The 25246-nt window shown below is 51.4% G+C and carries 28 protein-coding genes and 3 pseudogenes; 18 read left to right on the top strand and 13 right to left on the bottom strand.

Going from position 1 to position 25246, the window contains the following annotated elements:
* Nucleotides 1-244 precede the first annotated feature (244 nt).
* The 3 genes from AACU78_RS02600 (at nucleotide 245) to AACU78_RS30005 (ending at nucleotide 3387) form a co-directional block, all read left to right on the top strand.
* Entirely contained in the window at nucleotides 245-937 is a 693-nt protein-coding gene (locus tag AACU78_RS02600; protein WP_106579769.1) for an ImmA/IrrE family metallo-endopeptidase, read from the top strand.
* Nucleotides 938-1574: 637 nt separating this feature from the next.
* Nucleotides 1575-2513, top strand: a complete 939-nt coding sequence (locus AACU78_RS02595; protein WP_106579675.1) for a Shedu anti-phage system protein SduA domain-containing protein — start codon at nucleotides 1575-1577, stop codon at nucleotides 2511-2513.
* 535 nt (nucleotides 2514-3048) lie between these two features.
* Entirely contained in the window at nucleotides 3049-3387 is a 339-nt protein-coding gene (locus AACU78_RS30005; protein ID WP_256587027.1) for a DUF7693 family protein, read from the top strand.
* A gap of 85 nt (nucleotides 3388-3472) precedes the next feature.
* Here AACU78_RS30005 and AACU78_RS02590 read toward each other — a convergent pair whose 3' ends face one another.
* The 4 genes from AACU78_RS02590 to AACU78_RS02575 all read right to left on the bottom strand — a co-directional run bounded on the left by AACU78_RS02590 (nucleotide 3473) and on the right by AACU78_RS02575 (nucleotide 7681).
* A complete protein-coding gene (locus tag AACU78_RS02590; RefSeq protein ID WP_106579673.1) occupies nucleotides 3473-3970 on the bottom strand; it encodes a Mov34/MPN/PAD-1 family protein in 498 nt (165 codons plus the stop codon).
* Complete coding sequence (locus tag AACU78_RS02585; protein WP_106579672.1) at nucleotides 3958-5604, bottom strand: ThiF family adenylyltransferase; 1647 nt, start codon at nucleotides 5602-5604, stop codon at nucleotides 3958-3960. The genes AACU78_RS02590 and AACU78_RS02585 overlap by 13 nt, the downstream gene beginning before the upstream one ends.
* Entirely contained in the window at nucleotides 5601-6746 is a 1146-nt protein-coding gene (locus AACU78_RS02580) for a CBASS cGAMP synthase (RefSeq protein ID WP_106579671.1), read from the bottom strand. Before AACU78_RS02580 ends, AACU78_RS02585 begins: the two co-directional genes overlap by 4 nt.
* Before the next feature lie 266 nt (nucleotides 6747-7012).
* Nucleotides 7013-7681: a Cap15 family cyclic dinucleotide receptor domain-containing protein gene (locus AACU78_RS02575; RefSeq protein WP_106579670.1), complete on the bottom strand. Its 669-nt coding sequence runs from the start codon at nucleotides 7679-7681 to the stop codon at nucleotides 7013-7015.
* Nucleotides 7682-7858: 177 nt separating this feature from the next.
* On the opposite strand from AACU78_RS02575, the gene AACU78_RS02570 reads away from it, so the two are divergent.
* Nucleotides 7859-8401, top strand: a complete 543-nt coding sequence (locus AACU78_RS02570) for a restriction endonuclease (protein WP_256587025.1) — start codon at nucleotides 7859-7861, stop codon at nucleotides 8399-8401.
* A 194-nt stretch (nucleotides 8402-8595) separates the two neighbouring features.
* Nucleotides 8596-9411, top strand: coding sequence for a DUF1206 domain-containing protein (locus tag AACU78_RS02565; RefSeq protein WP_106579668.1), 816 nt, complete (start codon nucleotides 8596-8598; stop codon nucleotides 9409-9411).
* A gap of 33 nt (nucleotides 9412-9444) precedes the next feature.
* Here AACU78_RS02565 and AACU78_RS02560 read toward each other — a convergent pair whose 3' ends face one another.
* The 3 genes from AACU78_RS02560 to AACU78_RS02550 all read right to left on the bottom strand — a co-directional run bounded on the left by AACU78_RS02560 (nucleotide 9445) and on the right by AACU78_RS02550 (nucleotide 10852).
* Entirely contained in the window at nucleotides 9445-9648 is a 204-nt protein-coding gene (locus tag AACU78_RS02560) for a hypothetical protein (protein WP_106579667.1), read from the bottom strand.
* Nucleotides 9649-9660: 12 nt separating this feature from the next.
* Nucleotides 9661-10068 (bottom strand): hypothetical protein, encoded by a 408-nt coding sequence (locus AACU78_RS02555; protein WP_093543799.1) that lies wholly within the window; start codon nucleotides 10066-10068, stop codon nucleotides 9661-9663.
* 226 nt (nucleotides 10069-10294) lie between these two features.
* A complete protein-coding gene (locus AACU78_RS02550; RefSeq protein WP_106579666.1) occupies nucleotides 10295-10852 on the bottom strand; it encodes a hypothetical protein in 558 nt (185 codons plus the stop codon).
* Nucleotides 10853-11051: 199 nt separating this feature from the next.
* On the opposite strand from AACU78_RS02550, the gene AACU78_RS02545 reads away from it, so the two are divergent.
* The 3 genes and pseudogenes from AACU78_RS02545 to AACU78_RS30000 all read left to right on the top strand — a co-directional run bounded on the left by AACU78_RS02545 (nucleotide 11052) and on the right by AACU78_RS30000 (nucleotide 12894).
* Nucleotides 11052-11567: a helix-turn-helix domain-containing protein gene (locus AACU78_RS02545; protein ID WP_106579665.1), complete on the top strand. Its 516-nt coding sequence runs from the start codon at nucleotides 11052-11054 to the stop codon at nucleotides 11565-11567.
* 184 nt (nucleotides 11568-11751) lie between these two features.
* Nucleotides 11752-12360: pseudogene (locus AACU78_RS02540) on the top strand (histidine phosphatase family protein); the annotation flags it as partial.
* A gap of 210 nt (nucleotides 12361-12570) precedes the next feature.
* Nucleotides 12571-12894: a DUF7693 family protein gene (locus AACU78_RS30000; RefSeq protein WP_256587036.1), complete on the top strand. Its 324-nt coding sequence runs from the start codon at nucleotides 12571-12573 to the stop codon at nucleotides 12892-12894.
* A gap of 302 nt (nucleotides 12895-13196) precedes the next feature.
* On the opposite strand, the gene AACU78_RS02535 is transcribed toward AACU78_RS30000, so the two are convergent.
* Nucleotides 13197-13445: a CsbD family protein gene (locus AACU78_RS02535; protein ID WP_106579663.1), complete on the bottom strand. Its 249-nt coding sequence runs from the start codon at nucleotides 13443-13445 to the stop codon at nucleotides 13197-13199.
* A gap of 187 nt (nucleotides 13446-13632) precedes the next feature.
* Here AACU78_RS02535 and AACU78_RS02530 point away from each other — a divergent pair.
* The 3 genes and pseudogenes from AACU78_RS02530 (at nucleotide 13633) to AACU78_RS02520 (ending at nucleotide 14761) form a co-directional block, all read left to right on the top strand.
* Nucleotides 13633-13841: pseudogene (locus AACU78_RS02530) on the top strand (hypothetical protein).
* A pseudogene (locus AACU78_RS02525) lies at nucleotides 13838-14301 on the top strand (hypothetical protein). Before AACU78_RS02530 ends, AACU78_RS02525 begins: the two co-directional pseudogenes overlap by 4 nt.
* 118 nt (nucleotides 14302-14419) lie before the next feature.
* Nucleotides 14420-14761 (top strand): colicin E1 family microcin immunity protein, encoded by a 342-nt coding sequence (locus AACU78_RS02520; RefSeq protein ID WP_158266165.1) that lies wholly within the window; start codon nucleotides 14420-14422, stop codon nucleotides 14759-14761.
* A gap of 18 nt (nucleotides 14762-14779) precedes the next feature.
* On the opposite strand, the gene AACU78_RS02515 is transcribed toward AACU78_RS02520, so the two are convergent.
* From AACU78_RS02515 to AACU78_RS02500, 4 genes are all read right to left on the bottom strand, one after another.
* Nucleotides 14780-16027 carry a colicin-like pore-forming protein gene (locus AACU78_RS02515; RefSeq protein WP_106579661.1) on the bottom strand — a complete coding sequence of 416 codons (1248 nt, stop codon included), beginning with the start codon at nucleotides 16025-16027 and terminating at the stop codon, nucleotides 14780-14782.
* A 527-nt stretch (nucleotides 16028-16554) separates the two neighbouring features.
* A complete protein-coding gene (locus tag AACU78_RS02510) occupies nucleotides 16555-17175 on the bottom strand; it encodes a hypothetical protein (RefSeq protein WP_048402005.1) in 621 nt (206 codons plus the stop codon).
* A 201-nt stretch (nucleotides 17176-17376) separates the two neighbouring features.
* Entirely contained in the window at nucleotides 17377-17661 is a 285-nt protein-coding gene (locus AACU78_RS02505; RefSeq protein ID WP_146151456.1) for a hypothetical protein, read from the bottom strand.
* A 205-nt stretch (nucleotides 17662-17866) separates the two neighbouring features.
* Nucleotides 17867-18283 (bottom strand): hypothetical protein, encoded by a 417-nt coding sequence (locus AACU78_RS02500; RefSeq protein ID WP_106579658.1) that lies wholly within the window; start codon nucleotides 18281-18283, stop codon nucleotides 17867-17869.
* A gap of 258 nt (nucleotides 18284-18541) precedes the next feature.
* Between AACU78_RS02500 and AACU78_RS02495 the strand changes: the two genes are divergently transcribed.
* The 3 genes from AACU78_RS02495 to AACU78_RS02485 all read left to right on the top strand — a co-directional run bounded on the left by AACU78_RS02495 (nucleotide 18542) and on the right by AACU78_RS02485 (nucleotide 20587).
* Nucleotides 18542-19036 carry a hypothetical protein gene (locus tag AACU78_RS02495; RefSeq protein WP_106579657.1) on the top strand — a complete coding sequence of 165 codons (495 nt, stop codon included), beginning with the start codon at nucleotides 18542-18544 and terminating at the stop codon, nucleotides 19034-19036.
* A gap of 170 nt (nucleotides 19037-19206) precedes the next feature.
* Nucleotides 19207-19542 (top strand): hypothetical protein, encoded by a 336-nt coding sequence (locus AACU78_RS02490; RefSeq protein ID WP_106579656.1) that lies wholly within the window; start codon nucleotides 19207-19209, stop codon nucleotides 19540-19542.
* 310 nt (nucleotides 19543-19852) lie between these two features.
* A complete protein-coding gene (locus tag AACU78_RS02485; RefSeq protein WP_106579654.1) occupies nucleotides 19853-20587 on the top strand; it encodes a hypothetical protein in 735 nt (244 codons plus the stop codon).
* A 98-nt stretch (nucleotides 20588-20685) separates the two neighbouring features.
* Here AACU78_RS02485 and AACU78_RS02480 read toward each other — a convergent pair whose 3' ends face one another.
* On the bottom strand, nucleotides 20686-21396 hold the full coding sequence (locus AACU78_RS02480; protein WP_106579653.1) for an SOS response-associated peptidase family protein: 711 nt from the start codon (nucleotides 21394-21396) through the stop codon (nucleotides 20686-20688).
* Between the two features lie 99 nt (nucleotides 21397-21495).
* Between AACU78_RS02480 and AACU78_RS02475 the strand changes: the two genes are divergently transcribed.
* The 4 genes from AACU78_RS02475 (at nucleotide 21496) to AACU78_RS02460 (ending at nucleotide 25175) form a co-directional block, all read left to right on the top strand.
* Nucleotides 21496-21927 (top strand): LexA family protein, encoded by a 432-nt coding sequence (locus AACU78_RS02475; protein WP_106579652.1) that lies wholly within the window; start codon nucleotides 21496-21498, stop codon nucleotides 21925-21927.
* Entirely contained in the window at nucleotides 21914-23194 is a 1281-nt protein-coding gene (gene umuC, locus AACU78_RS02470) for a translesion error-prone DNA polymerase V subunit UmuC (RefSeq protein WP_106579651.1), read from the top strand. The genes AACU78_RS02475 and umuC overlap by 14 nt, the downstream gene beginning before the upstream one ends.
* A 146-nt stretch (nucleotides 23195-23340) precedes the next feature.
* Nucleotides 23341-23976, top strand: coding sequence for a hypothetical protein (locus AACU78_RS02465; RefSeq protein ID WP_106579650.1), 636 nt, complete (start codon nucleotides 23341-23343; stop codon nucleotides 23974-23976).
* Nucleotides 23973-25175 (top strand): XRE family transcriptional regulator, encoded by a 1203-nt coding sequence (locus AACU78_RS02460; protein WP_106579649.1) that lies wholly within the window; start codon nucleotides 23973-23975, stop codon nucleotides 25173-25175. Before AACU78_RS02465 ends, AACU78_RS02460 begins: the two co-directional genes overlap by 4 nt.
* The last annotated feature ends 71 nt before the right edge of the window (nucleotides 25176-25246 follow it).

Below are 25246 nucleotides of genomic sequence, written 5' to 3'. Positions count from 1 at the left end.
CCAGATTTGTTTACACAACTTCCAAAAATTACTATAGCCCGTCATCTTGAGCATTTATATGAGCTGCCAGGATGTCTCCATGACACGCAGCTGGTTTGCAGTGGCACTGCTATCACCTTGCCCCGGATGATGCCTAGGTTGTGCTCGAGGTTTTCCAGACATCACCTTGACATTATAGGTCGTTGACAACACTACATATGGTGATTAGGATGAAAAAATAGCACATCATATGGTGTACAAAGCTATGAATCGTGAAAGCATCCAGCAAGCAGCCCATCGTCTTCATAAAGAAATTTGGGACAACCAAGAACGCTTATGGCCAAACCGACACCTGACGCCATTTCAGATGCTGGCACCTGAGGTCGCGGCCCATATTTTGGGACTGGATTACCAGCTCCTTCCAGACCTGGGCTCTCCACTGTTCGGGCGAGAGGGAGAGCGCTTCAAGGCTGCAGGTTTAATGAATCGCTCGATTCGACGCATAGCAGTTTCCACCGAATTCCCAGTAAATGTGATCCGGTTCACCGGCGCTCATGAGGTCGGTCACTTTGTGCTTCATGAAGATGAGGTGATGCATCGTGATAAGCCTTTGGACGGATCGGCACGAGGACAAAGTCGCCCTCCCAAGGAAAGGGAGGCTGATTACTTTGCGGCGTGTTTTTTGATACCAGCCAGACTTCTACTGGATGCTTTTACTGCTCAATTTCAAATGAAGGGCCCCTTCCCCTTCACCGATACCACCTGTTACCACCTCAACCCTTCAGATCCATGGTCGCTTCTTAACGCAGAAAGGGATTCGCTTGATCGAGAGATTTCGCTGGCGAGGTGTGCCCGGTTCAACAACCGCAATTTGATTCCACTTTCGGTTCAATTTGGGGTTTCGGATATTGCGATGGCGATACGAATCAAGGAGCTGCAGCTAGTACGCTGGCCCTAGCGTCCTCCTATGAGGATCTAGCCAAGTGCCTATACTCAGTAATGTGTAGGCCACCACGAGTTCCAGGTTGGTGGGTTTGACAACATCAATGTACGTACCAAGCTCTTACTGCATGCGCTGAAAGACGCTGTTGAGAGTCGGGTGGGCATTTGAAGGTCGCAATGCGCTATATCGTCATCGCCTGTAATACGCATCGGATTTCCCCCGCTCAACCCAGTCGCTCGCCATCGCGCCTCACAACGGAATTTCTCGTGAGTGCCCCTGCGGGAAATGGCTGTCGTAAACCGAGCCTTGGCAAAGCCTGCGTCTCGGCCCTTCGGACTTCATCCCGCGCTCAGCCTGCCTTGCATACTGGGCCGCGTAATCACCTGCTTCCGGTTTATATCCGCGTCAGCCTCACACGCTATTGGCTCTAGTAATCAGTCCCACCTCATTTTGATTCCCATCCCTTGCCAAATGCTGGCCTCAACGGTAGTCATCGCCTGAATATATCGGTACAACTCGGCAGCATGCCAATGAGGGGGTGGCACTGTTCCCCTTTATAGATGTATGCTCGATAATTTTTTGCTTTAAATCTTGGTATCTGATTAGGATTTCTTTTTTTAATTTTTCATTCTTGCTTCTAAGGACGTGCTAAATGGAATGGCGACAGGATTCCGCAGCTAATATCAAAAAGAAATTACTATTGAGGGCTGGATATAGATGCTCATTCCCCGGCTGTGCGACCCCTCTCACTAATAACCTTGGCATACCTTCTGTAGAATTTTGCCATATAACATCGTTGGCACCGGGGAGTGCCAGATATGATGAAAAAGCTAAAGCCGATATCATCTACTCTCAAGAAAATATAATTGTCCTGTGTCCGCAGCATCATAGGATTGTAGATTTTGATCCGCAGCTTTATTCTGCTGAAGTTTTAAAAAAATTTCGTTCGGATCATGAGCTTAGTCAGGATACTGACTTTCCAAAAGACTCTGCAAATACAACCTTTAAACCTACTGGCGGCACTTCAGTTTTTCATCAGGCCCTAGCCATTTGGGAGGCAAGCTCAACGGTTAGTGACGAGGAATTTTGGCATAAACTTTTTAAGAAAAATCCTCAGCTATTAGCTCAGATAGTCCCAGAATGCCTAGTCCAGATCGCTGATAAAGCCTATGTAGGAGGCAAGGGCTTAGACAACTCCGGGGGTAAAATCATAGATTTCATATATGGAAAAAAGAGCACTAAAAATGTAGTTTTAGTTGAGATAAAAACTCCTGCAACTAGGCTAATCGGCAGAGAATATCGGTCGAACGTCTTTGCGGTTTCCGATGATGTGGTGGGGTCTACGATTCAAGTTTTAGGGTATCGCAATGAGTTGTCTAGAAATTATTATGCGGTAACACATGCCGAGGGGCACCAGATTGAAGTGTTTGACCCTCAATGTTTTGTGATAGTAGGAAATTTGGCAGCTGAAGGCCTCGATGCTAGTCAGCGCGCCTCATTTGAGTTGTTTCGAGCTAACTCGAGTGTAGTTATAGTCACTTTTGATGAGTTATTTGACAAGATGAAATCTCTGGTTGAGGTGTTTTCTTGAGCTGCCTGGGTATTGCAATTGCGCTTTATACCAGCTGCGCTGGAGGTACACGAACTGCGACATTCCTACGCAGATCATCAGCCATCCTCCGCACCTCGATGTGAATCAGCAGTAAGTTGTTTAACGTTGGCTGGCCAGCGGTGATTTACTTAGGCCAATTGGCAGAAGAAATCCGAGTCCCAATCCGGAGCGTCCGTGCAAATCTCGAGCGGGCCTTCAAGGCTGTTTAGGGAAGCGAGCAGTGAGGTTTGAGCTTCGACCAAGGGTTGCCCCTATTCAGGTAGGTTGAGCTGAGGCAGGACGTTCTGGATCACGAAATCGCTGCAGTCTCCGACTAGGTAGGTGTCTGTGAGTTCGACGTAGTATTCATGGCCGGCTTCGGACACGAGTGCCAGGGAAATCAGCTTCGTATCTCGGTTGAGCTGTGTGAACTCACAGTCCAAAAATAGCTTCATCCCCTCCTCCCCTGTAAGTACCTGGTTCATGCGTGCCAGTGTACCTTTGGCAGAACGATCAAAGCCGGCTGGTTACTTTTATGACTTTATCCGATTGCCCTGACGAACCTACGCGTGCGCTCGCAGCAAGGGAGCTTTGCCAGGTACTGCGCGATGCGATCTTTGGGCGACGCACGATGATCAGAGTATGCGCTCAGACTTGGAACGAGCTCTATGCCGGGATGTTCATGGTCGACGTCGAGGGATGGAGCATGACGATCTTCAACGACTGTGATGAGCTCGATTATTGCGAAGCATGCGTCAGCACCCATGGACGGCTTTGGTCGTTCGACTCAGGAGATCGATACGGGACTGACCCTATAGCTCTGCTTAGCACATGGGAGCATCAGACACTTGAGCGGCTTCTGAAGGCGTTGTGATGAGGATTACATCTCGACGAACCATCTCAGGAAGATCCCCTCGCGTACGGGAAGCATTCCCACAAATTTGATTTCATTCAGTCGCTCAGACCAACGAGAGACAGGTTTCCAAGAGATGGCTCAGTAAGACTCGTCGTCCATCCTTATGCATGTACTCAACATGCAAGCCTTTGCGCCCGACGATCACTGCAAGCAGCGGTCTGCCATCTATTCGCGACTCCGCAAGGACTCTCCACTCTCTTAAATCTGTGCCAGAAGGTGAGGGAAAATCCTCGGGGTGCGTGTGCCACTCACCAAGGTATCTGACCTGGCCCTCGCTATCCTCCCACCGTTGCTTGACGATTTTTTGGTGGTCGTTTTGATGACGAATAAAGAAAAACCGGGAGCGCAAATCTTTACGCGTAGGCTCAGTGGCCTCGATGATCTCTAAGTTTCCAGCCCGTACTTTTCCCAGCAGAATTCCTCCCGCCTCGGGATCTTGGCTGCCAATCTGGACATACCTCAAAACTGTCGCGAGAACATCTGGATTTAGGAGGATTAAGTTACGCCGATCTGGCGTCACCCAACTGTTTAAGTTGAGCATGCTGGACAACCTGAACGTGTTTCCGGCGAACAGTCCGGAGTGGCTGCTTCGTAGCCAGGTGACAATACTTTAGTTCGCAGTGCTTCGTGAGCGGATCCGCCGGCCCATTGCAGCGCTGCTTCCACACCAAGACACGCTGCCTGGACGGATACAACCGCAGAGAATGGCACATAGATCCCTTCGCACCCCTGCCCAGCAAAAACAGGCTTCAAATCCTCCTTCACTGAACGATATCGAGAGCCTTTGTTGTAATCGCACAGGCAACGATAGCAAGCTCCATCACCTGGACGCTTTAAAAGCGAGCGCACTGCAACGCCGGCACCTTCAATCCAAACGCTCAGTGTAGGAACTACAGAATGGTAGCGAGCCGCGAGCCAATACCCCAATGACTCCTCACCCGTAGCATCAATCAGTAAGTCGAATTCACCCAGGGTCAAATCTCGAACGTCTTCGGGGCATGCAATGATTTTTGCAGAAGGCATTATTCGCTCGAGCTCTCCCTTCAAGGCGGTAGCTTTAGGTTTGTATAGTTCAGAGAAACCAAGCCGATGCCTACCTAGATTTCCTGGCTGCAGCGACTCCCTATCAACAAGAGCGACCGAGCCGCCACCAATCCCAGCACCTGCTTTAACAAGCGCCTCTGCCAGATAGCCTCCTATCGTCCCGCAGCCGACAAGCGTTATACGAAGGCCCGAAAGGGTGGTGCAACCGGGGGTGTTTCTCTGCGCGATGTATTCATCATCTAGCCTGAAAATGGCGATCTGCTTAATAGGTAAACGATAAATGTGCTGGAGTGCGAGTGCTGGCTTCTTGAGGAGTCGGCGCTCATTCGGGTGCGGCAGATCAATGAACACTCCATAGCTCATCAACGGCGACTCTATAATTACGACAATTGCCATATAAGGCGAGCGGATGCCTCGCTTCACCGCCTCCAGCACCTTAGCTCTCGCAGTGTGATCTAGCTCATATTGCCAATTCACAACTTCGCCGATGGTCTTTGGAGGCCAATCATTTTGGTAAGGTCTGGGTTGCGCGGTCGTACTAATTTTATAAACATTGCAACTCATCTCCTCAAAACTGACCCCCAAGCTCTCCAGTTTAAGACTTGTGCGCTGCACATCATCCGTCGCAATCACGTCATTACGTCGAAAAACACTTTTACCGTCTCGAATCGTGACTGCGGAAATGACCCCAGTCTGGCGGTCGTCAACATCCATAAAGCAGTGAAGATCGAACCAAGATGCGAAGAACTCCTCCGCTAAATCTTCGACCATCTTTCCCTGCAAAACCATACTCAGAACGTGAGTGGCTTTGCGAACGCACAGTAGCGTCTGGCCTACTGGATCAAATATATCGAAGACGATGGTTCCAGGCATGGCATAACAAATTCCACCCGTGGAACTGATATGAGGTGACAGGTGCGGCAACTGTGCAGGAGAGTTGAGCAGTTGCACTTGCGGTAAACGGCGGAATTGACGATCAATGCCGACAAGGCAATCGAAATCCCCAACTGAGGTTTTAAGTTGCCCTTCTAATATGAGTAACCCACCAACAATTTGATGCGCAGACCGCTCGAATCCGATCTCACGAAATTTGGCGATGAGTTCAGGAATAACCTCCATCGCCTCGATCATCCTGCCTTCGTGGTTTTTGCCAATTCTAGTGGCCCTGGCTCAGCCGCCGCTGAGGTGACCACACTCGCGACCGTGGCGGCAACAATTAAGTCAGGCCGGATCGGAAAGCGCTTTCCGAGCATCTGTCCAACCCAGACGCAAGCCTGTTCTTGGTTGGAGCAATTGATGGCTGCTCGAAGATACTTATGAAACTCTTCGTACTTGAGCGCAGCGTCCTCTAAGTCATCCGCTGTGAGCGCGTCGGTCAGGTAAATTTCGTCGTCGATAGGACTCACGACTCCTTCTCTAAGTACGCCAGGCAGCTTTTCAAGGACATCTACGAGAGCTAAGTCGTCGCGCGCATGCCGCCCCTCGAAGATCAGTGCAGAGGCCGCCATCAACAAGATCGAACTCGGCCCGCGCACAGGCCATTGCATATCGCGAAAAGCCTTGAGGTAGCGAACTATGCGTCGGAACTGAATACCCTTGTCCTCGACCTCTTGGACGAACCAATCATTCATTGCGCGTGGGTCAGACTTAAGCCAGTTCTCAGTCCGGTGCGCGAGAAGCACTTTATCCGTCGGAAGGGCTGCCCAGCGATCTGGGACAGATCCTTTCACCGAATCGAAAACGGCGCTATTGCGTGCCTCCATGGATGCCCTGAGCACCAAGAATTCGTCGTCAGGAATCGCGTATAGCGGAATATCAATGTGGGCAAAATCAGAGATCTCAATTCGAATGCAGGTAGGCTTTTTGATCACCTCCCAATTATTTTCACGTGCTAGAGGGCTAAGGGCGAGTTCAGCTGCTTCGAAGAACAAAGCACTGGCAACACTCGGACGTCCCTGCCCCTTGACGATGCTCATAGGCAGGTAGACGCCATCGTCCAGATCTGACTGCTGAGGAGGTGTTTGGCATGGCCTGTTTAGTGTCTTGTAAGCCCACGACCCCTGAATGTAAAACTTCGGCTCAATAGTCTGAGACGGCAGTCCGTGCTTTCTTAATTCCAGGGAAATGCTTTCGGAGAGATTTCTGCGTAGGGCGTTCCTCACGTCAGTCTTAGCTTTCGAAATGAACGTCTTTTCCTCGGTGGTGAGATCCAGCTCATCGTGAAAATGAGGCTGGTCAAGGGTTGTGAAAAATAGAGCACTTAGGTTGAGCATGAATCCCTCCAACTGCCACCAATCGGCACACACTATAAAGAGCCAATGGCCATAGTGCTCTACGCTGAAAAGTCAGATAGGAACCGGCTCATGGGTTGAACTCATAGTGCCACTACACCACATGTAGTGCAACAAGCACAAACACAACACCACATGTTGTTTTTTGTTGCGAGATATGTCCGCCGGACGGGCTATCTCAACATCACCGTGATTTCAGATTGAGAGCGGCGGTGTAGCGTGCTGGAAATTCTTTCGCACAAGAAATGCTACTCACGGCTTGAGGGGGCATCAGGCCTACGCAGGGCGATTCTTCCCGCCGTATTTAGCCCTTCCGACCACTTACGATCCGTCCAATACGTACCATCCATCCAGATACAGAGGCCATCATCATGGACGTTCAATCGGGCAGCGCCGTTGTGAGTTGGGCTATCGGTACTCAGAGGAACATCCGTCTCGTTGATATACATATAATTCAACTGCACGCTTGAATCCTGCGCGTCTCGAGAAACGGTCACATGAATGGTCTTTGATCTTGAGTATCTGTCCGCGCTAGTCAGATTCATCCGCACGAAAAAGAGAGTAGATTTTATCGTGACGTGCGCCATCAACGGCTTAGCGGAATCCTCTGCCAGCTTTCCCTGCAATTCTTGGATTTTATTCCAGTTTGAACTTAGCTCAGCCACCCATATTCCATCGATGGGTGGAAAAAAACTTTTGATCAGCGGAGCTCGACATAGATACGAAAACAATTTTGTCTGCCCGATTAGGACAACCAGCAAGGTTCCGATTGCTATCGATGATGAGATCAGTCTCCATCCATCAGCCATCGACCCGTCGAACTGGTAACCTAAGAGCCACACTCTGATTATTACGATTGCTCCACAAAGAGTCGTGAACCAGGCGAGCATGGTCTTCACGCCAAAAACTTGATACATGAATCGATCCTTGAAAGGCGATGTAGGCAAGCAACATAGCGCACCTGAGAGACGTGTCGCTATACAAGCCCATCCTCAACCATTTTTCATCCCCCCATTTTCGCCCTCCTGGCACCGCGATTGAGGCACAGGCCGGGGGCAATTTCACACATTGAGTGTCGACAAATGTTTCCACCGATGGCGAATCCCAACCTCGAAATTACCGCCACTGAATTCGAGTTCTTGGTCAGAGACTGGATCCTCAAACAGGGCGGTGAACTGACATCGCTGGAGGTCAAGCACGACGTGAAGGTCGAGGCCTACGACTCAACCTACCAGATCGACGTGCTGGCAAAATTCCAAGCCTTCGCGGGCGCCGAATTTATCGTTCTGATTGAGTGCAAAAAATACCGTAACGCAGTCGAGCGGGAGCTGGTTCAGGTACTGCACGACAAGGTGAGATCTGTGGGCGCTCATAAAGGAATGCTGTTCACCACAACAGGGTTTCAATCCGGAGCGGTAAAATACGCAAGGATGCATGGTATTGCGCTGGTGTCGATAATCGACGGTGCAGCAACCTATCATACCCGCTCGGCTTTTCCAGTTGATGCGAAGCCACCGGCTTGGCTAAACCTTCCGAAATTTTCGCTCTGGCACGTCGGTGAAAATGACGCTGGCAACATCACGATGAAATCCTTGGGTCGTGCTGATACGGAGCTCGATGAGATGTTTGGTGACTAAACCTAACTCTACAGCGTAGGTACCTATAAACCTCCACGTTAGTGGGTTCTCCATGAAATCGATGGACGTACCGCACTCATGTTTTATGTCGGCAGTCGTCTTGGGTAACGAATTCGCCGCAGTCACCGGCTTGATATAGAACCCTGCCCAGCGAGAGGGGTCTGCTCTTGTATCAGATCTCGGGAATACATCGAATGTCCGCGCAACACAGCCTAGTAATACTCGCTCGTGGAGGCTACGCCGCTCGAGGATTGCTGTATTTGATCATCGGTATTTTCGCGTTGCTCGCAGCACAAGACTCGACAAAACCGAAGGACAGCCACAAGAGCCTGGAAGCATTGCTGAGCCAACCATTCGGCTATTTTCTGGTTGGGCTTGTGGTGGCGGGTCTGCTCGCGTTTGCGGCGTGGCGCGTGCTTCAGGCAACGCGTGATGTCGATCATCATGGCAAAAAATTCAAAGGTTTGGTAATTCGCGCAGGCCTGTTCGCGGGAGGTATGGTCAACGGCGCTCTTGCGTTCTTTGCGTTGGGCCTACTCATTAGCGGTATTAAAAGTTCGGGCGATTCCGGAGGGCAAACCAAAGACTGGCTAGCGCATTTTTTGTCTTGGGATCACTCGAATTTATTGGTGTACCTGATCGCTCTCGTTCCCCTTGGTGTGGGTGTTGCTCACATCATCAAGGGATGGAAGGCGTCGTTCGAGAAATATTTTGAAGCTGACGAAGACGTCATGCGGTATGTCCGTCCGGTGTCGCGGTTCGGCCTAATAGCCCGAGGGGTTGTTTTTATAGAGATTGCGTTACTACTCGCCATCAGCGGTTCCACTTATCAAGCCATGGATCCACCTGGTATGAAGGAATCACTGGATGCTCTCCAAAATCTACCTGCTGGATGGTTGATTTTGATGGTGATGGCCTTAGGGCTAATTGCATTCTCGGTTTACAGTTTCTCTGAAGCCTTTTGGCGAAAGATCAACATGGATGTGCCGGGAGTACCGAGCAGGGGTTGATGAGAAACGGAAGTCTCACCGCCATGAGGAGCCTTACTCGCACCAAGGCCCCAATGTTGGCGGGTTGTCCACGATATCGATGGACATACTGAGCTCGTCTTGCATGTGCTCGAAGACTTTGTCGAGACGCGGATGAGCTTTCGATTCTCGCAGTGCATTTACTAACTCCAGAAGCTCTCGACCCTGGGCTAGCGGCATCTGGATATCGCAGTACACCGTGTCATCGTCTTGTCCCATGCCCTCACCCGCTCAGTCTTTTTTAGATTTATTTCTTGCGGCCCGATGCTGCTCCAGGTGTCGCATCTCTGCTTCCCAACTCGCCAAGAATTTATCCCAGCCTGAGGCGTATGGCCCATCGACCAACCTGGTTGACCCGACGCTTGCTTGGTGGAAACGCTCTCTCCAGGGCTGCGGGATATCGCGCTCCAAAATGATATCCATACCGGAGTGATGACGCCTCACCGAGACAGAATTACGAACTTCAATGAGTTCGAGTGGCTTATCGCTACAGGGGGTGTCGTTTCGCTCTTGGTCATCGAGATCATCGAGGATGGCAAGGAGGTCGGATGCATTGGGATCACCAGGACGGCGGCTTGCAAGCGCCCACAGAACCTTTCGCCTAGTTCTCTCACGCTCGCGGAGTAAATCGCAGGTCATTTCAGCCTCCTTTTCACAAAGCTCGGCGGTGGTTATGGCGTGCCGCCTTCGGCGGGTGGCTGGCGTGAACCGAGCCGTGGCAAGCCACGTCTCGGCCCTCCGGGCTTTCATCCAGCACGCCTGCGCGCTCCGCTTGCATAATGCGTAGCGCGCCTGGATTTGCCTGAGTTCAGTTCCTAGCGAACTTGTGGGCCAAACATTTCGCTTTAACCGCCAGCCGCGAACATTACTCCTTATGAAACTTGCTGAAGCGACTCGACAGCGTGGAAGGGGCGATAATTTCCCACGATTCCGGCCTCGAGGTGGCACTGAAAATTACCCAGGCACGCCAAAGGAAAAACAGCGCAACCAACCCTGCTTCAACTACCGTAACCACTGTAGCGTTATACATATAGCTTTGATCTTGTCCGAATAAGAAGATCAATGCGAATAAAGAAGGAAACCAGCCGATGAGAAATACCATGCAGAATGCGAGAGCGGCGGCGCCCGCCAAAATCATTGGCACCATGAGCCTAAAGGAAGTAGCGAATATTTTCTCGCCACTTTCTTTTTGAACACCATAAATCACACCAATATTTTTTTCTTTTTTACTACTATTCTTGAACATCCCATAAAGTGTCACACTTTGGCCAACTTCTAATTCTTCGTAAATTTTATTGGTCAATGTTAAATTAGGAATGATGAATCCATCAATACTGATCTTGGCTTTATACCCACCATTCATGGGCATCACAGATCGGACATAGTCGAGCGTTCCGGAAACTTTTACGCAATCAAACTTCATTACAACATTTACCTTTTATTCACGTAATAGAGTTCTGGAGCAGTTGAAATCTACAGCTTCCCCAAATGTAACCATGTTCCGGTAGCAGGAAGGTGCGCGCGTAAGCCCCTGCTGCGAGGAGCTCTGGCGTTTCCCTGCTGGTAGGCGATACGCAGGTGATATCAACCAGCCATGCCCGAAGCTGAATATATTAGATGGAATGGGTTTTAGCAATGTGGCCTTATCCTCGCATTTGGAGATTCCAATGCTTGCTAGGGATTCACTTGCCGCTGTCCTACGCGTCCTCAGACGTGCACGTGATCTGAAAGCAGAGGATTTTTCGACTGGCATCGACCCCACTCACGTGAACAACCTTGAAAACGGTAAAGTCAGCGTATCGCTTGAAACGCTAGAGTCCGTAGCAAAGATCCTTGACCTCCGAACCATCTCGTTGCTGGTGCTCGCAACAAGTCTTCGCGAAAAAATATCGCCTCATGAGTTACTGGCCGAAGTGAAAACGGAAGTACGCGAGTTTTCTTCGCCACGATTTTTGGCCGATTTCGCAAGCCAAATAGAAAATGGCGAGCTGGTGCGCAGACCCTCGGGAGCTCAGGTTTCCCAGAAAAAATTGGCTGCTGTACGAGAGTGCAAGGTTGCGGGCATGACTCAGCGTGAGACAGTCGTGAAGCTCGGTTTACCTGCTTCCACCGTGCAAAGGTACTGGCACAAAGACTAATTTCCTCACTAAAGCGCAGTAAGATCCGCAGCGGCTTTGCGCATCACCCCATCCTGATTTACCCGTGCAGCATTACTGATCAGAGCGTTCTGATATCGTTGCAGCAATAATCCTTGGCTCTACTTCAGTCCTGAAGATCATCAATGGATAGAACGCTATGCGTACCAGGCCGTGAGAGAATTCGATGAAGCATGTCAGGTTAATCCGACACGGGGAAAGTGCGGCTAACGCCGGCGAAGCAAGCCTGGATCACGCGACCATCCCTCTTACGCCAAAGGGCGTGGGACAAGCGAGCCTAGTGGCAGGGTCATTCGCCCAGGCCCCAGATCTGATTGTTGCGTCTCCATTTTCCAGAGCTCAAGCAACTGCGATGCAGACAGTGGCTGCTTTCCCTTCAGTGCCGTTTGAAATATGGCCTACCCAAGAGTTCACCTACCTTGATCCCGCACGGTGTATCAACACGACCGTTGCTCAGAGGCGAGATTGGGTGGAAGCATATTGGGCCAAAGCAGACCCCGCATTCACGGATGGTGAAGGTGCCGAGTCTTTCCTGGACTTTATATCTCGGGCTCAGTCTTTCTTGGATCGACTTGCAGAGCATCCTGCTCATGACATCGTAGTGTTTTCGCATGGGCAACTTATCAATGCCGTAGCGTGGCTGATCGAGCGCAACCCGCTGACAATCGATGGCCAGGCAATGACCGAGTGGCGCGAGTACGAGATCACCAACCACGTGCCTAATTGCTGTGGCTACAAGCTAACCAAGCACCCAGAAGATGCTGGCTGGAGATTAAGTCCTGGAGAGTCGCGAATTGACGTGGCTCAATGCGTGCCAGGCAGAGCCTACCAAGCAGTTCGAGATCCCGAGCGTTTGCTCATTGAGGAGCGCGCCGAAACTCTCGCAGCAGCAGGCTACCCTCCGCCAGACGATGATCCGGCTATGTACGCTGAGCAAAGGCTGAAAGAGGCCAGAGCGGCAGCGCATTCATCTCAGGTAGGTAGCATCAGCGAAAGCACTGCGGCGGAGCTCTCAGCGAGAGAGGTATGCCAGGTATTGCGAGAGGTCACCTTCGAGCGACGGACGATTACCAAGGTGAGTCGGGCGTCTTGGGATGAGATTTATGCGGGCCATTTCGTGGTGAGCGTCGATGGTTGGCGGCTATCGATCTACAACGACTGTGACACGCTCGACTACTGCGAAGAGTGCATCAGCTCTGATGGGCGACGCTGGTCTTTTGACTCTGGAGATCGCTTTGGTACTGACCCGATAGCGTTGCTCAGCACTTGGGAACATCAGACGCTTGAGCGTCTCCTGAAAGCGCTCTAGGGAGCCAAGTTCGAGCGGGCCTCTACGAGGACGGCTGTCGTAAACCAAGCCTCGATGTTGCCGAGTCTTGGCCCTGTGGGCTTCCATCCTCCGGCCTACGCGCTCCGCTTGCTAGTGACCCCACGTCACCCCTCCACAAGATTTGTGGCCCAATAGCCTCGTCGTACTTCGGACGTGCTGCTTGGATGGAAGTGAGTTGTGCATACCAGCCCTCGCCCCCGCAACCCAATATGGACAGTTCTAGAGGCGAAGGCGATAAACGTGAAAACGGAGCCCCCCTGTCGAAACGTCCTTTTCCTTACTCAGCGGCGAAAGAGACGGTCTAGAACCAGCAGCGCTACTGCACCAATCGCGATTGCAGCAACCGGTTTCTCTTTGACGAACGTAGATACGCTGTCCAGCGCATCGCCATAGGTTTGGGTCAGCTGACCAGCAGCTTGACGTCCAGCACCTTCAGATTCCAACTTCGAATCACCAAACAGTTTTCCGACTGCGCTCTGCGCTTTGCCGGCAACCTTTTCTACAACGCCTTCTACCTGTTCGCTCTTCATGATTCACCAAACCTTCGTGTGTGATTGAGTAACCCAGAAAAACCTGGGCTTGAACCAACCTGCACAGAGTTAGGGGAAAGGACGTAATGATTAGTTCAAAGTTGATGAGCCTCAGGATTTGTCCGCAAGACACCTAACCATTTCTTATGCTGCGCTATGCTGAGCGGCCCTGAAGGAGATCACCCCAATGCCAAAGGAATACTCATTGTCAGATGTGCTGAAAGGATGTGCGAAAACCAACTCGCCCTGGAGGCCGCCCTGATGGAACTGACCCTCCACGTCGAGGCTCACGGTCATGCAGATGTTGGGGATAATGTCCGAGGTGCCCTCGAGACAATCGGCGAGAACTCTGGGCACATCAAACAGGGTCTAGCCCGGCTCAAAAAGCTCCCATGAGGCAGCCACTGTTCGATTTTGATCTCAAACGCGTCTCATCACGCGTAAAGCCGCCATCAATTTTCCGCACGCTGGGAGTACAACGGGTGGATGGCATTTCCTGTCGTACTTTGACCGAGAGACGGGCGTGGCCAAGGTGTCGTTGGCTGGCATCCATTATCCTGATACCACCAAGTTTTTTGGCGACCTTGGCATTACCGATGTCACTGACCAGTTAGCTGACCGTGGTTGGTCTGTCGAGGGGCGGAGGCTGTACATGGCAGATCACTACAGAGCCACAGCGGACATGGTAGTTAGGTGGGTGCTGAGCAACTCTGACCGCTGTAATGTTGAGATTGATGAGTGGTTTCCGTCAGCAAGAGAAAAGCAACGATTGCTCAACCTCCTAGATACCGGGAAGTCACAACTTCAAGAGGTGGGCAAACTGGAAAAGGTGAAGCTTTGGCTAAGCTCGCAGTGACGTCATAAAGGAATAGGAAACAAATCCCCTTTATGGCCCACCGCCATCATCGAACTTATTATAGTGCGTATTCTACTTACATCAAGCTCCAATCATTTTTAAAAAGCACGAGAAAAAATTGAAAAAAGCATATTACCTTAAAAACTTATTGATTTCATCAGCAATACTAGGCTTAGGGACAACCATATGGCTTAGCACTGAATCAGCATATGAAAACGCCAATCTATATTATATTTTTGTCGCCATATTAAGTACATTGCTTTTCCCGCTCTCTAGAATGATTACTGAAAAGACAGCGTTGCGCTTTTCAACTCGCAACTTCTGGTCAACTGGATTATTTACCGAAAGCCCAGGAAAAAATGGTCTTTACGTGCTTTATTATTTCTTTTGCTTGATTATTGCAATTCCGGCTGGCGGTGCTTACTTACTTCACATCATCAAAAAAAAGCGGCCTAACTAGGCCGCTTTTTAGTCGCCATCAAGGCAGAACAGAGTCTAGAGCATCATTGAACTGCTTGACACGAGCATCATCAATGAACGCACTAACGAGAGCCATAATAAGAGCAAATGCAACGATACCAATTGGGCTGGAGACAGTTACACCAAATGCAAATGCGATAAGACCCGTTGCAGCCGCACCAGCGAAAAGTGTTTCAACCTTCAATACGGTACTATTCCAATCACCTGTTTCATAGCCTTTCTTTACCTCGGTAAGCAAGTCAAAAGTATCGATTGCTTTACCCACATAACCGAAGGCTTTGCCGAAGATATCAAGGTTTTTCGCAAGCTCTGCCTTATCAAGTGACTCTAAAGCATCAAGAATGGCCTTTCGATCCGCAGAACTAAACTTCTTATTCAGATTCTCCTTGTATTGGTCAAAAGCCTTTAGTGCTTCCTGCGCATTCCGAAGTGTCTTACCCTTAGTTTCTTCAGCGAGTTCCTGAGACAAGCTCGACATCTGAGCTCCAAACCTCTCGCTGACGTCCTTGTAAAAATCAGCTGTAAACTTGATAGCTCCCTTCATATCCTCTTCAGCCTTGGCTTGCTCCTCCGCCAACCGCTTCGCCTCAGCCTCAGCTGCAAGTCGAGCGTCCTCCTCTGCTTGAGCTGTTGCTATTCGAGAAGAAAGAGCATTAGCTTTTTCTGTAAGAATTCGAATTTCTTCAGTTAGTGCCCGACTATTGTAAGCAGCGGTAGCGGCGGCTCCGAACTCGTCAAAATATACGTCTGGATCTCTATGATTTTTTAGGGAGTTGGCAAAATCCACCCCATTCAGGATAAATTCTTTATCCAGAAACCCTCTTCCAAAAAAAGAGTTTGCTTTCAAAGCATCGCTTTCAAGCTCAGCCTTTTTACTCAGTAAAATATTATCAATGACTGTTTTTTCTGCTTTAAGCCCATCCAGTGATACATCTGCCCCCTGCACAATCGCCTGATTAATTTCAAGCTCCAAATCAGATGCAATATTTGGGACGTGAGCGTTATAAGACTCTTCGATTCTGCGTTGATACGAAGCTACCGTGACGACAACTGTCACAACTGCAGTGTCTGAATAAACATTGACGGGAAGGTCGCTTAGCTTTGTTACAGCGCCAACTCCTTCGATCCATGTTCCCGGCTTAGCGACATAACCCCCGCCCGGTGTTGGAATCGGAGGCAGCGGTGGTGGCAAAGGGTCAGGCGTGACGATAATTGGCGGCAGTTCAATTCCATTTGCAGTAGACATCATAAATCTCCTTGAGAATTCGCATTCGACTTGATGCGAATGTCTTCATTGCTACAGCCCAAACTAGGACATGAGGCTTGCGTACCCGGACTTACCTTCCTAATCAGGAAGAAGTTACAAGGCACGACCACTGTACAAAAACACAGCTATCGACGCAAGCGATTTATGCATTTACGCATATCTCTTCATGAGGCGAGCAAATTTCTCCTCATAACGGGATAAAAAGGTCGCGCGATACGAAAAGAAGAATGTATGCAAACGCAGACATGCTCTTTCGAGCAGTCAAATTGAGTTGAACAGACCGAGATATGAAATGGTTGCGGTGCTCTCCGGTAAGCGCACCAGCGGCTCTACATCGGTAGTGGTCGAACGTCGGTCGCCCCAGATGGCATTCGAACCCAGCCTCTTCAAGGGCGGCTTTCGCGAGCCGAGCCGCCGGGGGGGGCTCGGCCCTTCGGGCATTCATCCTTCACACCTACGGGCTTCGGCATGCGCGCACCGCTTGCGATGGAACGCGCCAGTCCTCGTTAATCTGTAACCTGCGGGCAAGGGTTAAAAACCTCGGTTACGTCGAGTGTTGTATGCCACGGGATGGCAGTGCCTGACACCATTCCGCCTACAGTTTGCTTTCGACCCGACTTGCGCACATATCCGCCATCCGTCCCAGTGAAGACGTGCTGCCCTGGCTTCGTCAGATAATCAAAGAAACTGACTTTCACAGGCACATTCATTTGCCCACCCGGCGTAATGACGGCGAGCATGATCGCTCGGTCTTTGGTGAATACAACGAACGGTTCGACTCCAGTGCGACCACCAACTGTCTTCACGCACTGCACTTGTTCTGGGAGGATGCGTGCGGTTTCAGTGTAGGTGTGGTTGTTGTAGAGGCTGAGGATCAGGCCTTTGCTGGTCAACACTCCCAGGCCTTGAGTGGCCCTGCAGCTGCCTTCGCTTCCATATGGGAACAAGCACCAGTTAGTTTCCGATACGGCTTGAATATCCGATGGTGCAATTTTCAGATCGCGCTGGATTTGGGCTTTTGATTCCGGCGTGTCGTAAGGGATCATGACGCATCCACCGACTGTCACTGCTGCGATGAGGCCTATGGCCGCAGCTACGTTTTGAACTGATGATTTGAAGGTGTTCATTGTTCGCTCTCCTTGCTGTATTACCACCACTGGAAGGCTGTGGCGATTTTGGTAGCGAACCTTACGGCATGGGCGGCAAGCAGTCATCCTCGTGCTGATAGCTGGATCGGTAGATGACTTGACTGGACGCTTACCTATTTCTGACCGATTGCTGCACCCTGGCAAAATCGTACGCAATACCTTGCTTAAACAGCCAGCAACTCAACGCTCGAGCCTGTCGTCACTCTCCTCCGACATTTTGGTACTCGTTTTCATAGCAGATAGCGTCGGCTTGGCAGCAGCGATGACAAGTCGCCATTGAGGGAGCGTAATTGCCGCAGCATCGTTCTCTATAGGTTCAGGTGTTGCTTCGCAAAAATCCTCGATGGCTGCGCTTACATTTACCAAAAAAACGCTCTGCCTTGGAGTGAACCCCTGATCGACGAAGTATCCTTTTGGCGACGGAGTTGGCACCCAATCTTCCCATGAATTGATTAACTCATTCATACCACACTGAGGTGGCTCATTCTCGCACTCAATCAGCCACTCAAGTAGCTCGACAATTCGATTTCGTATTCGTTGGTAGACAAGCTGTCTGGTCATAATTTCACGTCTGGTTGAATCGTCATCCTGCCCCTAATGAGGACAATTTTAGCCTTAATACAGTGTCCGCCCCTAGTCAAAAACGGGCCTAACCTATGAGGCCGTCAGCTCAGTTGAACAGGCCGAGATATGTGATGGTTGCAGTGCTCTCCGGCAAGCGCACCAGCGGTTCTACTTGGGTAGAAGTCGAACGACGGTCACCCCAGATGGCATTCGACCCCACCAGAATAAAATGGGTAAAATCTGTTGCCTTGGAGCTGAAAAGCACTCTCTCAGAGGGGCTGCGGATTTGCGCTATGACGTCTTCTGGGGTGCCGATAAGCTCAACGAAGTCTGAATCCATATAGACCCCAAGTTCTTCCGCTAGTCGCCAGATTGGATTGCGGTCTTCCCACGAAATGTACTCGGCTTCGCTTGTGCTTTCAGGGGGCTCTGGCTCCCACTGCTCAAACACAAATTTCTGCGCATCGGATTCAGTGACGAAATTGGCACCGAAGAGATGGAAGGGCCAGCAGCCATCTTGCATGACACGATCTCGATTGTTGAAGAGTCGTCAGAATCGTACCTGATTAAAATCGGAGGAGCAGCTTGTCAGGGAAGCCCGAAGGGCAAAGATGCTCACAATCCAACCTCATCATTGTGACCAGGCTGAAAGCTGCCAATACGTCCCGGTGCAGTAGGCTGCCCCTCAAGCGTCGAGAGGAGCGATCTGAAACGCAGGGTGATATCACTGGAGTATCATCATTTTCTATGACCCAGCCGCACCGCACTAAAGGACTTCGCCATGCACCAAGTTATCAGCGCCGCTTACTACCGACCTAGATTCGCCAGTAGCGCTTGCGCATGGTTAATGATTGACGGCATTGGCATTGAGCAATGGCTGTCCACTCATCTCGAATGGTCAGACGTCGCAAGCCTTGGTCTTTCTCTGATCTGGCTTATCGACGAAGACGAAGACGCTCTTTCGAACCGTCGCATCATCCCGGCGGAGGATGGAAGCTCCACAATCGTGCCGTTGCTGGTCTGTAGCGATGACATGAATTTCGACTGTATCGTCTTGGTCGCAGAGCAGGTAATCGAAGGTGACACCGTACACTGGCGGCGCTTTGGTCGTAGTATTTCGGACAAACTGGAAGTTGGAATCTCGACAAAATGGATTGCGGAGAGCAAGCCGATAAGCTTTGCGTTGGAGGACTTCCAAAACGCATTGGAGCAGTTCACTCAGCTGTCGAAGACGAAGCCAGACAACCATAGCGATGCACCCTTAAGCCCTCAATAGCCTAGCTTACGTTGCATCATTCTTATCGCTATCCGGCCCACTACCACGCTGAAATGTTGCGAGCACGTAGCCCGAATTAACAGTGGTCATACATGCTTCCAGAGGACACGCTGGAGCAGCCATCCTAGTAGAATTCGTCGATCTGATTACCGCCCACTTTGAGATGTTCTATGAGCTCTGAATTAACTGAAGAAGAAATGCGTCGTGCTCTATTCGGTACGCCTCAGCCCGAAGAGCAGATATCTGCTCCTCTAGCACAGGAGCCAGTGGAAGAAGTTGTGCTAGCGAAACCCGTATTCGCTCCAGCAGCCAAGAAGAAGGTGGCGAGAGCATTCACACCCAGGCTGAGGGTAACGTTACGTGTCGGAAACGACTTTGAGGGGAAGATGATCGAGTTGATTCACGATGCCGATACGTTGAGCTCGTTGCTTGCTGAGCAAGAGGCTGTGAAGGCTGCTAGGAAGAAGTACAAGTACGTGGATGTGGTATCGGTTAAACCGATGTAGACGAGCCACTGGGCCGATGAGCTCTCTATCTCTAACGAGCGCCCCCCCCTTGGCTCTGCTCTCTATCTGCATCAACTCGGTGGCGTTGTCGACGAACAGCCCTTCATTTCTGAGTAAGTCTGGCAAACCAGCATAATTTTGTTTTTAGGCTCAAACCCACGATCAATCATGCAGCGCTGCACTTTCGCAGTGCATCCGATGATGACAACGCACAGACTTTCAAGAATGACTCCTCGGCGCTTGGTTGAGACGTAGGCATAACAGGAGGGCTGCACCGTGCTCTCTAGGACTTTTAGATAATGAGTGGAAAATGTCAGAAGACAGACTGAAAAAGGGTTCGGAACAAAAAGCGGCTACGTTCATGGGTTGGGGGAAGCTGGGAGCCCTAGCGTTGGCCATTTCAGCCCCCATTTTTTACTTGAACGGAAAGGCTTATCACGAGGGCTATCTCTCCTACTTGAACCTTGAGCCGTCCATGTTTCCTCTGCAGACAACGGAGTATATCGGTGAGACCGCTGTGGCATGGTTCAGGGTCGTTGTAAGTTGGTTTACCTTCGGGCTCGACAGCTTGGGACGAAATTGGCTGTTGGCGCTTCTAGGCATGGTTGGCCTAAGCCTGATTTTTGGTCTCGTTGATTTTATGACAGACCGTACGGGCTCTGTTAATCAAAGAAATCAGAAGCCTATAAAAGCGAAGAAACGGTCTTTTCTTAAATCCTGGCGAAGGGCAGGACTGTTTCTGTTCGTTGGAAGTTATGGTGTTTTCATCATCCTGTGCTTGATCTCAATGTCACTCGCGATGGTAATTATGCCTTTTAGCGATGTAGGACGAGAAACCGCTAGGGAAGACGTTAAGCAGGGTTTTAGTGATTCCCCCGTCGTGACTCTAAAACTACCCGGATCTGAAGAAGTCACCCAGTTCAGGATCATCCAGTGCTCGGATAAATTCTGCGGGCTTTTTGCTAACGGCAGGGCATATACCGTACCAGTATCAGCCGTTACCTGGGCGGTCTCAGGTATGCCGGGTGTCAAAACTGGGGGTTGATCTAAGCGACGTCCGCTCTTAATAAAATCTGATATGCGCTACTCATGGAACGGCTGAGCAACGCTGCAGCTGCCCTCCATCAACATTACGGTACGCACTCATTCATCGCCGTCTGACGCCCCTGCGAGCGGCTCGACCAATTCTGGGCCCTGATTACGAACACTACCCACAGCCTTGCTTACCTTGTACCAATGAAAATCGGTAGCAGGCCGGCAGTGATCCATCGCGATTTCCCGCGCACGTTCAGGTGAAGTACCTGAGGAGATCCATTCGCGGGCGTGCTCAGGAGCCAAAACCAGCGGTTTCCGATCATGGATATCTACCATCCCTTGATCACTGGCGGCGGTGATGATGACGAACCCGTCGCGCGGGTCTGGCTCCAAGCCCTGGTGAACCTCAGCTAAGCCAGCGAAGAACATCGGAGCCTGCTCTTTCAGGGTTATGAAGTAAGGCTGTTTTTTCTTTGGATCAGCCGGATCTTTGACCCACTCAAACCAACCGTTTGCCGGTGCAAGCACGCGACCGTTTGGCCAGAGCTGACTGAAGAATTTCCCGCTCATGACTGTTTCAACCCTGGCGTTTATCGGGTCAGGACGCTTTCCTTTCGCCCAAAATGGTGACCACCCCCATTTCACCTTAACAACGCTCAATTGGTCGTCCACTGGCCGAATAATTTCCACCCGAGTCGAGGGTGCGACGTTGTATCGCTCTACTGGCCAAAGATCGTAGCCGTTGATCACCAACTGCTCTGGCGCGAGCTCCTTCAGGTAGTGATCCATTGACTCGTAGATCGAGTAGCGTCCGCACATGCTGTCACCCGTCGAATAGTGATGCTTATGAGATTGACCGCAAGCGAAGCAAATCGTTAACTGTATATACGTACAGTCTAAAACTTTAAGGCTTGCATCATGAGCATCACCATCCTCGGCCCACTCGCTACTGGCGGTAAGAAGCTGCCCCTTTATTCATCCAAGGTGCCGGCGGGCTTCCCCTCCCCTGCGGCTGATCACATCGAAAAGCACATCTCCCTTGATGAGCTGTTCGATATTCGAGCCCCGCACGTGTACCTGGTGAGGATCGACGGAGACAGTATGCAGGGCGCCGGCATCTATTCAGGAGATCTGGTCGTTGTTGATCGAAGCGTAGATCCGGTTAGTGGGGATATTGTCATCGCAGCTCTCAACTCCGAGCCATTCTGCAAGCGCCTGCATCTGCGCGACAACGCCGTGATCCTCCTGTCCGAAAATCCAAAATATCCAGCAAGGCATGTGATGGAAGGCGACGAGCTTGTGATCTGGGGAGTGGTGAAATACAGCGTCCGCGATCATGACAACACTTGAGCCAGTCTTCGCCCTAATTGACTGCAATTCGTTTTACGCGAGCTGCGAGCGCGTTTTCAGACCAGACCTTGCCAAAACACCCATCGTGGTGCTTTCGAACAACGACGGCTGTGTGATCGCGCGGAGCTACGATGCCAAGCCTTTTGTGAAGATGGGGCAGCCTTACTTTCAAATCAAAGATCACCTGCGCAGAAACGGCATCGTCGCGTTCAGCAGTAATTACGCGCTCTATGGCGACATGAGCGAGCGCGTCATGACGATCATAGAGTCAATGGTGCCAGCGTTAGAGGTTTACAGCATTGATGAGGCGTTCGCCGATCTCACTGGCGTCCAGGGCGATCTGTCCGCGTTCGGTCGGCACGTGCGTTCCACCCTCCTCAAGCGCACCGGCATTCCAGTCGGGGTAGGAATTGCCCGCACCAAGACCTTGGCTAAGCTTGCGAACCACACTGCCAAGCGCCTTCTGGACATCACCGGCGGCGTGGTCGATCTCTGCGATCCGTTCAAACGCGATTGGACACTGCGCAACACCGATGTCGGCGAAGTCTGGGGAATCGGCAGGCGCATGAAAGCTCACCTGGAGGTGATGGGGATTAGGACGGCAATGGATTTAGCGAAAGCCGATGCCTGGATGCTTCGCCAAAAATTCAGCGTTGTGATTGAGAAGACTGCTCGAGAGCTCGCTGGTACTCCATGCCTGGAGCTCGGGGAGGCTGACCCGCCAAAGCAGGAAATCTGCTGCAGCAGGATGTTCGGCACACGCCTTACCGCCATTGAGCCAATCAAGGAGGCAGTGGCTACTTACACCCAGCGCGCTGCGGAAAAACTCCGAGCGCAAAACTCGCTGTGCAAGAAGATCCGCGTGAGTATCAGGACAGGCATGTTCAATCCCGAAGAAGCGAAGTATGCGAATGGCGCACTTGTCGAACTACCCTACCCGACAAACGATGTTCGACTCATGACCAAGGCTGCGACCGAAGCGGTCAATCGCCTCTTCCGACCGGGCTTCAAGTACAGCAAGGCGGAGGTTCTCTTGATGGATTTGCGACAGCCCGGTGAGTTCACGGACGACCTGTTTACACATTCCCAGCCTGTTACGGCGGACAAGGTGATGACCGTCCTGGATGAGATCAATGGCCGCTGGGGAAAGGGAGTGCTGCGTTTAGCCAGCGTGCCTGCTGCTCCCAGTTGGGCAATGCGTCGGGAGCTGATGAGTCAGAGCTACACGACGAAGGTAGATCAGTTGTGGACGGTCAAGGCTGAATGATACGCACGATTCATCTATGCCCTTCAGCCAAGGCATGAGCAAAACCGATGTTAAGGCGCTTCACAGCATGTAAATCCATTAAAAACCTACACACACGAAATTTTTCAGGTATATAATCTCGCCAACCGAAACCTGAGCATGACTAAATGACCCCAAACCCAGACGCCATCGCCGCTTTGCTAATCGCCAACGTTCCGCGCGACCTTGTGATGGGTGTCGAAGACGCCGTTGCTGCCGGTGCGCTACAAGCTTTCGGGGTGACGAAGGAGGTGAGTAAGCAGCGCAAAACTGCTCTTGGGCACATGCGGCACATCCTGATGAACGAGCGCTTCAGCGACTTGTTGGAGGCATCCAACGCTGAATTGATCTCCCCCCAAGGCAACCGCGTGATAGTGGGTCTGGCTGGAATGTTTAAATTCGCGCGCTTGAACATGAACACGACGAACTGGAATCGACCCACTCGTAGCATCATCCGACGTGAACTCGCCGAATCGAACGAAGCCATGAGCCAACTGGTACAGCCGTCCCTTTTTGGGCCTCAGGATGTGACCTCGGGGGCATTTTTCTTCGTCGCACGCTTCAGTGGTTCACTGCATCACCATCCTGAAAAACCACTGCAGGTTTACATCGCTGTGCCCAATCCGAAGATGGACGGATGGCTGTTTCGGGAACCTTTGAGCCAGTTCCTAGATCGCTATGAAGCAGCGCCGAAACAAGCCGACAACGCAACAGTAAAACTTAAACCAGGCATTATCGAGCTTGGAGGACAGGAAGAAACATGAGCCGGGGCATCACAGATTTCCAGCCAGGTCGATTGATTCAAGCATTGGCTGCCCGCGCGCTTTCGCAAGTACAGCTCGCTGCAATGGTCGGCGTGTCACCCGCGACCATCAGCAAGTGGAAGTCGGGACAGCAGGCACCCGAGGCGGAGGCGCTAGACAGTCTCTCCAAGGTCATCAATGTCAGCCCTGAATGGTTCACCCGCCCTCTTCCAAAGAAGGGCTCGTTGCCTCTTTTCCGGAGCAACGCGTCCGCGCACGTCTCTGCGAGGGCAATGCTGGAAGCACGGCTAGAATGGACGCAGGATATCGTGCTGGCGATGAACGAATTCGTGGATTTTCCGGACGTAAATCTGCCAGTGAGGTCGTTCACCGATCCTCAGCAAATCGCCAACTCCGACATCGAGGAAGCTGCCAGTGAATGCAGAGACCTCTGGAGTCTTGGCCGCCGGGCAATTCCTGATTTGGCACTAGCTGTAGAGGGTGCGGGCATTATCGTGGTGCGAGAAGAAACCGGTATCGCGCCAATCGAAGGCCTTTCAGCATGGAGTCACGAACTTCAACGGCCATTGATTCTCTTGTCGGCCGATAAAGGGAATGGCTTTCGCAGTCGATTTGACCTGGCGCATGAGCTCGGCCATCTCATCCTTCACAAGGGCATAGACCGCTCAACCGACCCTGAACGCTACAAGCTGATGGAGTCGCAGGCTCATCGGTTCGCCGGGGCTTTCCTGCTGCCGGCAGAAACGTTTGCTGCCGATGTGAGGACTCCGGTAACACTGGACAGCCTACTGCTGCTCAAACAGCGCTGGGGCGTGTCGGTCGCGGCCATGATCATGCGTCTCGAGGCTCTCAAGATTATCGACGCGGATGCAAAGCTCGTATTGTTCAAGCGCAGGTCAGCCAGGTGGGGAGCTAAATCCGAGCCAGGTGATGATGCGCGCGCCCCTGAACAACCTCGGCTACTGAAGCGTACCATCGAGTTGCTGTCGTCTTCTGGAGTTATGCCGATTGAGTCGGTATCGAGCTATATCGGTTTGGCTGCAAACGATATTGAAAAGCTAGCGGGCCTGCCGGAGCGTTATCTGTCCGGTAAAGCTTCGGTCTTCCATCTGGCGAAGCTGAAGTCTATGGTCAGCGGCGATCCAGCCATCAAATCGGGCGACAGTGGCGTGGTGCTTCCCTTCAATCGGGGAAGCTGACCACTCGCTCAGCTCAAAAATGGGCCACCGGGAGCTGCAACATGCGGCTCGCCCGCGCTCCCTTTCTGCCC

It is taken from the genome of Pseudomonas sp. R9.37 (assembly GCF_963878885.1).
GTDB lineage: Bacteria > Pseudomonadota > Gammaproteobacteria > Pseudomonadales > Pseudomonadaceae > Aquipseudomonas.
Note: the sequence above shows the minus strand (reverse complement) of the source record. Positions and strands in the feature narration are given on the sequence as shown.

Bases quoted from the DNA above. Each gene is read 5' to 3' on its own strand.
- AACU78_RS02585 (WP_106579672.1), bottom strand. From the start codon at position 5,604: ATGATCGAGGCGATGGAGGTTATTCCTGAACTCATCGCCAAATTTCGT.
- AACU78_RS02595 (WP_106579675.1), top strand. From the start codon at position 1,575: ATGGAATGGCGACAGGATTCCGCAGCTAATATCAAAAAGAAATTACTA.
- AACU78_RS02485 (WP_106579654.1), top strand. From the start codon at position 19,853: ATGTCAGAAGACAGACTGAAAAAGGGTTCGGAACAAAAAGCGGCTACG.
- AACU78_RS02565 (WP_106579668.1), top strand. From the start codon at position 8,596: ATGTCCGCGCAACACAGCCTAGTAATACTCGCTCGTGGAGGCTACGCC.
- AACU78_RS02600 (WP_106579769.1), top strand. From the start codon at position 245: ATGAATCGTGAAAGCATCCAGCAAGCAGCCCATCGTCTTCATAAAGAA.
- AACU78_RS02480 (WP_106579653.1), bottom strand. From the start codon at position 21,396: ATGTGCGGACGCTACTCGATCTACGAGTCAATGGATCACTACCTGAAG.
- AACU78_RS30005 (WP_256587027.1), top strand. From the start codon at position 3,049: ATGACTTTATCCGATTGCCCTGACGAACCTACGCGTGCGCTCGCAGCA.
- AACU78_RS02505 (WP_146151456.1), bottom strand. From the start codon at position 17,661: ATGAATGAGTTAATCAATTCATGGGAAGATTGGGTGCCAACTCCGTCG.
- AACU78_RS02500 (WP_106579658.1), bottom strand. From the start codon at position 18,283: ATGCAAGATGGCTGCTGGCCCTTCCATCTCTTCGGTGCCAATTTCGTC.
- AACU78_RS02545 (WP_106579665.1), top strand. From the start codon at position 11,052: ATGGGTTTTAGCAATGTGGCCTTATCCTCGCATTTGGAGATTCCAATG.
- AACU78_RS02495 (WP_106579657.1), top strand. From the start codon at position 18,542: ATGCACCAAGTTATCAGCGCCGCTTACTACCGACCTAGATTCGCCAGT.
- AACU78_RS02475 (WP_106579652.1), top strand. From the start codon at position 21,496: ATGAGCATCACCATCCTCGGCCCACTCGCTACTGGCGGTAAGAAGCTG.
- AACU78_RS02570 (WP_256587025.1), top strand. From the start codon at position 7,859: ATGGCGAATCCCAACCTCGAAATTACCGCCACTGAATTCGAGTTCTTG.
- AACU78_RS02550 (WP_106579666.1), bottom strand. From the start codon at position 10,852: ATGAAGTTTGATTGCGTAAAAGTTTCCGGAACGCTCGACTATGTCCGA.
- AACU78_RS02510 (WP_048402005.1), bottom strand. From the start codon at position 17,175: ATGAACACCTTCAAATCATCAGTTCAAAACGTAGCTGCGGCCATAGGC.
- AACU78_RS02560 (WP_106579667.1), bottom strand. From the start codon at position 9,648: ATGGGACAAGACGATGACACGGTGTACTGCGATATCCAGATGCCGCTA.
- AACU78_RS02515 (WP_106579661.1), bottom strand. From the start codon at position 16,027: ATGTCTACTGCAAATGGAATTGAACTGCCGCCAATTATCGTCACGCCT.
- AACU78_RS02580 (WP_106579671.1), bottom strand. From the start codon at position 6,746: ATGCTCAACCTAAGTGCTCTATTTTTCACAACCCTTGACCAGCCTCAT.
- AACU78_RS02490 (WP_106579656.1), top strand. From the start codon at position 19,207: ATGAGCTCTGAATTAACTGAAGAAGAAATGCGTCGTGCTCTATTCGGT.
- AACU78_RS02575 (WP_106579670.1), bottom strand. From the start codon at position 7,681: ATGTATCAAGTTTTTGGCGTGAAGACCATGCTCGCCTGGTTCACGACT.
- umuC (WP_106579651.1), top strand. From the start codon at position 21,914: ATGACAACACTTGAGCCAGTCTTCGCCCTAATTGACTGCAATTCGTTT.
- AACU78_RS02465 (WP_106579650.1), top strand. From the start codon at position 23,341: ATGACCCCAAACCCAGACGCCATCGCCGCTTTGCTAATCGCCAACGTT.
- AACU78_RS02460 (WP_106579649.1), top strand. From the start codon at position 23,973: ATGAGCCGGGGCATCACAGATTTCCAGCCAGGTCGATTGATTCAAGCA.
- AACU78_RS02555 (WP_093543799.1), bottom strand. From the start codon at position 10,068: ATGACCTGCGATTTACTCCGCGAGCGTGAGAGAACTAGGCGAAAGGTT.
- AACU78_RS02535 (WP_106579663.1), bottom strand. From the start codon at position 13,445: ATGAAGAGCGAACAGGTAGAAGGCGTTGTAGAAAAGGTTGCCGGCAAA.
- AACU78_RS02590 (WP_106579673.1), bottom strand. From the start codon at position 3,970: ATGCTCAACTTAAACAGTTGGGTGACGCCAGATCGGCGTAACTTAATC.